The following is a 401-nucleotide window of genomic DNA, read 5'->3' as shown; positions in this document are numbered from 1 at the left end:
GCTCGAACCGGTGGCGTGTCACGGTGATGGTGGCCTCGGCCGGGCCGTAGGTGTTGAACAATTCGGCGCGGCTAGCGTCGGTGAAGCATGCCGCAAGTTGTCCCGAGAGCACCTCGCCGCCGGCGAGCACCTCGCGCAGCGAGTCCACCGGATTCGAGCCGAGCTCGGCCTGAAGCATCTCCAGCACTGACGGCACGAACTCGGCGTGGGTGACCGAATGCGTGCGGATCACCTCGGCCAGCGTTCGTGGGTCGGTCTCGGCCCCGGGCGGGGCCAACACGATGCGTGCTCCGCCGACGAGGGGGGCGAATAGTTCCCACACCGACACATCGAAGGTCAGCGGAGTCTTGTGCAATACCGCATCACGGTCGCCGATATGGTGCTCCGCGCACATCCACTGC

General features: G+C 66.6%; 1 protein-coding gene. It reads right to left on the bottom strand.

The features are described from left to right. On the bottom strand, positions 1 to 401 hold a 401-nt coding region (locus ACT89H_RS29500), incomplete at both ends, for an AMP-binding protein (protein WP_445111942.1).

This window comes from Nocardia aegles (genome assembly GCF_052545135.1).
The sequence above is the reverse complement of the archived record's forward strand: the minus strand, read 5'-3'. Positions and strand labels throughout refer to the sequence as shown.